The 6,663-nt window shown below is 41.4% G+C and carries 5 protein-coding genes; 2 read left to right on the forward strand and 3 right to left on the reverse strand.

Annotated features, from left to right (window positions below; translation table 11 throughout):
* Window positions 1-81 precede the first annotated feature (81 nt).
* Window positions 82-1,944, reverse strand: coding sequence for an arginine--tRNA ligase (gene argS, locus ACYVTD_RS08760; protein ID WP_461247397.1), 1,863 nt, complete (start codon window positions 1,942-1,944; stop codon window positions 82-84).
* A 36-nt stretch (window positions 1,945-1,980) separates the two neighbouring features.
* On the opposite strand from argS, the gene ACYVTD_RS08765 reads away from it, so the two are divergent.
* Window positions 1,981-2,541 (forward strand): DNA-3-methyladenine glycosylase, encoded by a 561-nt coding sequence (locus tag ACYVTD_RS08765; protein ID WP_461247398.1) that lies wholly within the window; start codon window positions 1,981-1,983, stop codon window positions 2,539-2,541.
* Window positions 2,542-2,748: 207 nt separating this feature from the next.
* Here ACYVTD_RS08765 and ACYVTD_RS08770 read toward each other — a convergent pair whose 3' ends face one another.
* Entirely contained in the window at window positions 2,749-3,894 is a 1,146-nt protein-coding gene (locus tag ACYVTD_RS08770; RefSeq protein ID WP_461247399.1) for a hypothetical protein, read from the reverse strand.
* Between the two features lie 169 nt (window positions 3,895-4,063).
* Here ACYVTD_RS08770 and ACYVTD_RS08775 point away from each other — a divergent pair, with 169 nt between their 5' ends.
* Window positions 4,064-5,335: a glucose-1-phosphate adenylyltransferase gene (locus ACYVTD_RS08775; protein ID WP_461247400.1), complete on the forward strand. Its 1,272-nt coding sequence runs from the start codon at window positions 4,064-4,066 to the stop codon at window positions 5,333-5,335.
* Window positions 5,336-5,423: 88 nt separating this feature from the next.
* On the opposite strand, the gene ACYVTD_RS08780 is transcribed toward ACYVTD_RS08775, so the two are convergent.
* Complete coding sequence (locus ACYVTD_RS08780; RefSeq protein ID WP_461247401.1) at window positions 5,424-6,443, reverse strand: AAA family ATPase; 1,020 nt, start codon at window positions 6,441-6,443, stop codon at window positions 5,424-5,426.
* Between the last annotated feature and the right edge of the window lie 220 nt (window positions 6,444-6,663).

The raw sequence follows: 6,663 nt of genomic DNA on the forward strand, positions 1-6,663 counted from the left end.
ATTTAAAATATATCACATTGTGTGCCTTTTGTCAACTTGTTTTTTTTAGCAAAAAATCAGAAAAAAACGATTTATCCCGTATTACATAACTTCCAAAAATGGGATGCAAACCAAATGAAAGGCGTCTTTTAACACCATCATTACGGCGCGGCTTAATTCCAGTCTTGCCTTGGAGAGTGCGGGGTCTTCGCAGTTAAGGATTGGACATTCATGGTAAAAAAAACTGAACGCTTTGGAAACGTCGTAAAGAAAACCGGTTAGGTTAGAAGGGTCAAGGTTCTGCGCGGACTCGCTTACCTTTGCAGGATACGCGGCAAGAGATTTAATCAACGTCCATTCGGGATCTGATACAAGCAGAGAAAAATCCGCGCCGCTGTTTACTGCGCCGCTGTTTACTGCGCCGCTGTTTACTGCGCCGCTGTTGTCGTTTGTCTGCGCCTTGCGTAACATGGAAGAAATACGCGCTCCCATGTACTGCAAATAAGGACCAGTGTTCCCCGTAAAAGAAAGCGACTCTTTTGGGTCAAAAAGCATATCTTTAATGGGGCTGGGTTGTAACAAAAAATAATGCAAAGCGCCAAGTGCTATTTTTTCCGCCACTTCACCTGGGTCGCCTACTTCCTCTTCCCTGCCCTTTTCGCGTATCTCCGCAAGCGCCATGTCGCGTAAGGAATCAAGTAAATCGTCGGCATCTACAACAGTACCTTCGCGGCTTTTCATTTTTCCTTCGGGAAGGTTAACCATGCCGTAGGATAGATGATGAAGGTTCTTTGCCCATGAATAGCCTAATTTTTCAAGCAAGATAAAAAGAACCTTAAAATGATAATTTTGCTCGGAGCCTACAACGTAGATCATTTTGTCAAATTGCCAGTCTTTATAGCGGTTAATAGCGGTTCCAAAGTCTTGAGTAATATAGATTGACGTACCGTCGCTTCGTAAAAGTATTTTTTTGTCCAATTTTTCTTCGCTTAAATCTACCGCTACAGAGCCGTCTTCCTGACGAAAGAAAATGCCTTTTTCCAATCCTTTTAAAACTTCATCTTTGCCAAGCATATATGTTTCGCTTTCAAAGTAGTATTTGTCAAATGAGACGCCGGTTCTGTTGTATGTTTTTTTCATTCCCTCAATAGCCCAACTGTTCATCTTCTTCCACAATTCCACAGTTTCGACATCGCCGGCTTCCCAATTACGCAATAATTCTTGCGCCTTCTTCATCGACTGCGTTTGTGCCTCGGCTGTATCTTTATCCGCTCCGGCTTTTATCAATTCATCGGTTTCCTGTTTTAACGTCTTACTAAAACTTACATACCAATCGCCTACAAAGCGGTCGCTTTTTACGCCTTCGCTTTCGGGCGTTTTTCCCTGCCCATGCTCCTTGTACGCAAGCATGGACTTGCAAATATGAATTCCTCGATCGTTTATGATGCAAACTTTGCGCACCTGCGCTCCGCAAGCCGCCAAAATGCGCGAGATACTTTCGCCCAACACATCGTTTCGCAAATGTCCAAGGTGCAGGGGTTTATTCGTATTTGGGCTTGAAAACTCTAGCATTACCCTCTTGCCCGCAAGACTGCCCGGTCTTCCAAACAAAAAATCGTCTTTACTGTCTTTTGTAACCTGCTCCAGTATTGTCTTTGCCGTTTTCGCCCGATCCATTTTTACATTCAAATATGGTCCCTGCGCCTGTACTTTTGCGTCGGATTCTTCATCATTAAGTATTTTTGTAAGTATTTCAGTCGCTATTTGCGCTATCTGCGGCGGACCTTTTCGCAATATTTTAGAAAAACCAAACATGGGAAACCCAATGTCCCCCAAGTCGGGGCTTGGAGGGTCTTCCGCTATAACTTGTTCGGGAGCTATTTCTTTGTTAATACCGGCATCGGTTAAAAGTATATTTATAACAAAAGCGATTTTTTCTTTCCAATATAATTTATAATCGTACATATTGCATTAATCATACCATATTGTACAATTATTTTCATGCCGCTTGGAAAGAAATTTTTTAATCAGCCGACTATAGCCCTTGCAAAAGCGTTGCTTGGCAAATACCTTGTTTTTGGCAACTTAAAGGGAATGATTGTAGAAACCGAGGCGTATCTATACAAGGACGATCCCGGCTGTCATGCAAGCAGGGGCAAGACTGTCCGCAACGCGCCGATGTTTGGTCAGGCGGGAAACACTTATGTCTACCTAATCTACGGAATGTACCACTGCATAAATATAGTAAGCGGCAAAGAGGGAGAGGGCGAAGCCGTGCTTCTTCGCGCGCTTGAACCTGTAGAGGGAATCCCCCTTATGCAAAGAAGGCGCAAAACCAAAAAAATAGAAAACCTATGCAACGGTCCTGGAAAGCTTACACAGGCGTTTGGCATAACCAAAAAGCACAATAATTTGTCTTTGTTAAAAGGAGCAATACAAATTTTAGACAACAAAAAAAATTATGAGATAGCGTGTAGTACGCGCATAGGGCTGACAGCGGGCAAAGAGCTTGAATTACGGTTTTTTATTAAAGATAACAGGTTTGTGTCAAGAAGTGGTTAGTGGTTAGTGGTTAGTGGTTAGTAGTTAGTGGTTAGTGGTTAGTGGTTAGTAGTTAGTAGTTAGTAGTTAGTAGTTAGTAGTTAGTAGTTAGTAGTTAGTGGTTAGTAAAGTCGTTTCTTTCAACTACATACTACATACTATCTACTATCTACTATCTACTATCCACTACATACTATCCACTATCCACTACATACTATCCACTATCCACTACCTAGAAAGACCATCAATGATTTTTTCGACGCTTTTTTTGTAGTTCGCGGGGTTCGCCGCCCATTTTGAATAGAGTTGATCAAATGTTTTTACTGTTCCCAAATATTTTAAGTTAATGAGCAGATAATAACGGGGATCTACTATTTGTTTGTTGTTCATGGTTGTACTGGCGTAGCCTTTAAGGTGCTGAATATGCGCCCTTACTCCCTCTGTCATGCCGGAGAATTTCCCGTTCCAACTTGGAAGCTCTATTAATCCTCCGTAATTATGCGACGCTACACGCTGATTTTTTAAAAAACTTGTAGCATATAACATTTGCGCTATCGCTATGTCATGGTTAATATTCTCAAAAACCGCTTCTTCAAAGTATGTATCAATAAGTTTATTTAAAAGATTGTCATTTACAGCGGGATTTTGCTTTTTTACATAGGCTATTATTCCGGCTTTACCCAGAGAGCCTTTTCCTTCTAAAAATCCGCCTTTAACCGCATACGGAAAAGCCTGTACCTCGTTTTCACCGCCTGAGATTATATTTGAACTTACAGCCAAACGCGGAAGATCAACGTCAGAATGGAGCTTATAAGGTCTTGTATCTATAACCGCCGAAAAAAGCTCAAAATTGTTTTGCCTGTTTTTTTTGAATTTTAACGCAATGTCCTTGCCGCCAACCTGAAAAACAACCTCAAAAACATCTTTGCTTCCCGAAACAGGGAATTCGTGCAGTCTTCCCTGTTGATTGCCGGCAAACACTATCGTTTGAGCTTGACCTTTGTCCGGCATTATCAATGTTCCGTCTTGAATTTCAATTTTTGGAGGATCGTACTGTTCGCTGACTACCATTGTAAAAGGTTTGGAAAGATAAAAATTAAGCTCTTTCAGGCTTCTGCCCGAATTTTGTATTAAATTGACAAGATCCCATGTAAGAGGGGTAATATTTTGACTTGCCGATGTATACTGAACCGACTGTGTTTGCTGTACCGATTGCGTCTGCGGTTGTGTTTCTACCTGCGGCTGAGATACGGGAGTTTGTTCTTCGTAAATTACTTCGCTTGATTCTTCAGTATCTTTATATTCTTCCTGACAAAAAAGATTAACCGAATTTAAACAAAGAAAAAAAATAATAAAGAATTTTACCTTTTTCATAAATACTCCTTAAAAAAGGCAATATTAGGGTTATTTTAGCCCTTTTTTGATGTTTTGTCAACAAAAAATACCAGTTATAATAAAAATCTTATTTATAATCTCTTTCATGTGTTTGACAAAAAATTTAAAAAAACATATAATATTTTAAATCAATTTAAGGAGGAACAGTATGTCTGATGTTTTGTCTATAGTACTGGGCGGCGGGAAGGGAACACGTCTGTTCCCCTTAACACAGTTCCGTTCAAAGCCTGCTGTTCCTTTCGGCGGCAAGTATCGGCTTATAGATATACCCATTTCTAACTGTATAAACGCGAATTTAAAGCAAATTTACATAGTTACCCAGTTTAATTCTGCTTCTTTACACCTGCATATCGGTCAAACCTACCTTTTTGACACTTTTACCAAAGGTTTCGTTGAAATTCTCGCCGCAGAGCAAACTTTGGAGCATTCCGGTTGGTACGAGGGTACTGCAGACGCTGTTCGCAAGAATTTCCCCCACTTTAGAACGCAAAATCCAGCATATTACATCATTCTTTCAGGCGATCAGCTGTACAGAATGGACTTACAGGAGCTTTTAAAGAGCCATATTGATTCAAAAGCGGCAATTACCATCGCATGTACGGGCGTAAGCCGTGAAAACGCAAGCGGTTTGGGTATTTTAAAGGTCGATAAGAGCAACCAAATCACCGAATTTCTGGAAAAACCCGGTCCAACAAAGGATATTTCCGATTATAAAGCTCCAAGAGAGCTATTTACCGATAAAAACAAGGAAGATTGTTACCTTGGTTCTATGGGTATTTATGTTTTTAACGCTAAAACAATGGAAGAATGTCTTGCCAATGACCTTACAGACTTTGGAAAAGAGATAATTCCAGGCGCTATTAGCAAGCTAAAGGTAAACGCGTATCTTTTTGACGGATATTGGGAAGATATAGGAACTATTAAAAACTTTTATGATACCAACTTGGAATTAACCTCTGTAAAACCCAGTTTCGATTTTTATGACGAGCGCAGACCCATTTATACCCACATGCGTAATCTTCCGCCGTCAAAAATGAACTTTTCCAACATGAACCAGTCAATTGCCGCCGAGGGGTGTATTATTACCAACGCAAATATTACAAACTCAATCGTCGGCATTCGTACGCTTATCGAAACAGGGGCAAGTCTTAACGGCGTTGTTTGTATGGGAGCCGACTTCTATGAAACAGAAAAGCAAAAAATACATAACGCCGAGGCAAGAATTCCCAATGTGGGAATAGGCAGGGGCGCAATTATAAAAGGCGCAATTATCGACAAAAACGTCTGCGTAGGCGAAGAATGCAGAATCGGCGTAGACGACATTAAACGAACAGACGGCAATTACGGACACTACTACATCGTAGACGGAATTATTGTGATACCTAAAAATACTATTCTGTATCCTGGTACTGTTATTTAGTAGTTAGTAGATAGTTATTAGTGGATAGTTATTAGTGGATAGTATGTAGTTGAAAGAAACGACTTTGCTAACTACTACATACTAAATACTAACTACTATACACTAATTCCACTTTGTTTGCGGTAACTTTGATCTTACCGTTTTTCACACCCGCGATAAAGGTTGTCCCATCTTCCCAATTTTCTTCTAAAATTAGTTGAGATAATGGCGCTTCAAGTTCTTTTTGGATTGTGCGGCGTAACGGTCTGCCGCCGAATTTGGGATCCCAGCCTTTTTCTACAAGTATGCGTTTTGCGGCGGGTGTTATCTCTATGTTGAAATTCTGCTCGGCAAGTCTTTCGGAGAGTTCTTTAAATTCAACGTCAAAGATTGAATTTATTTGTTTCTGCGTTAGCGGGTTAAAGACTACAATCTCATCTATTCTGTTCAAGAATTCGGGGTTAAAGATACGGCGAAGCTCAGACATTGCAGATGATTCAATTTCGGAAGAACTCATTATGCCTGAACCCGATGTAAACCCAAGAGTTGATTCTCTTGAAATCTCTCTTGCTCCTGCATTGCTTGTCATAATGATAACTGTATTGCGGAAGTTTACGGTATGTCCAAGGTTGTCTCTTAATTCCCCTTCTTCCAAAACTTGCAGCAAGATGTTAAAAATATCGCGGTGGGCTTTTTCTATTTCGTCAAATAAAATTACGCGGTAGGGGTTGCGTCTTATTTTTTCGGTTAACATTCCGCCTTCTTCATAACCGATGTATCCGGGGGGCGCTCCGACAAGGCGGGAGGCGTTGTGTTTTTCCATGTAGTCGGACATATCGATCCTTACAAGGGCTTCTTCGTTGGCGAATAAATATTTGGCAAGTTTCCTGGCAAGCAGGGTTTTACCGACTCCTGTAGGACCAAGAAAGATAAAAGAACCCATAGGTCTCTTGGGAGAAGATACGCCCGTCATGGAGCGTCTTATCGCGTTTGCTACGCGCCTTATAGCGTCGTCCTGCCCCATTACGTTTTTATGTAACTCGTCTTCGATATAAAGCAGACGCTGTGAGTCCTGCTCCTCAAGGTGCATTACCGGGATTCCCGTAGCGTCTGTTACAACACGGCGCACATCTGTTTCGGTTACAAGGGGCCATTCGTTTCTTGAGGCTCTTTCCCATGAAGCGTGGACTTCTTCTAGCCGCGCTTTTAAAACACGGACTTTATCGCGTACTTCGGCGGCATGCTCGTAATCCTGCGCGCTTCCATAGGCGGCTTTTTTTTTGCCTCATTTTTGATTCTCCTCGTCCAGCCCCCTTCTCTCCCGTGGGCTCCCCCGGCTTTCCCATTTT

The sequence above is a fragment of the Treponema sp. R6D11 genome (assembly GCF_054786075.1).

Bases quoted from the DNA above. Each gene is read 5' to 3' on its own strand.
- ACYVTD_RS08765 (WP_461247398.1), top strand. From the start codon at position 1,981: ATGCCGCTTGGAAAGAAATTTTTTAATCAGCCGACTATAGCCCTTGCA.
- ACYVTD_RS08775 (WP_461247400.1), top strand. From the start codon at position 4,064: ATGTCTGATGTTTTGTCTATAGTACTGGGCGGCGGGAAGGGAACACGT.
- ACYVTD_RS08770 (WP_461247399.1), bottom strand. From the start codon at position 3,894: ATGAAAAAGGTAAAATTCTTTATTATTTTTTTTCTTTGTTTAAATTCG.
- argS (WP_461247397.1), bottom strand. From the start codon at position 1,944: ATGTACGATTATAAATTATATTGGAAAGAAAAAATCGCTTTTGTTATA.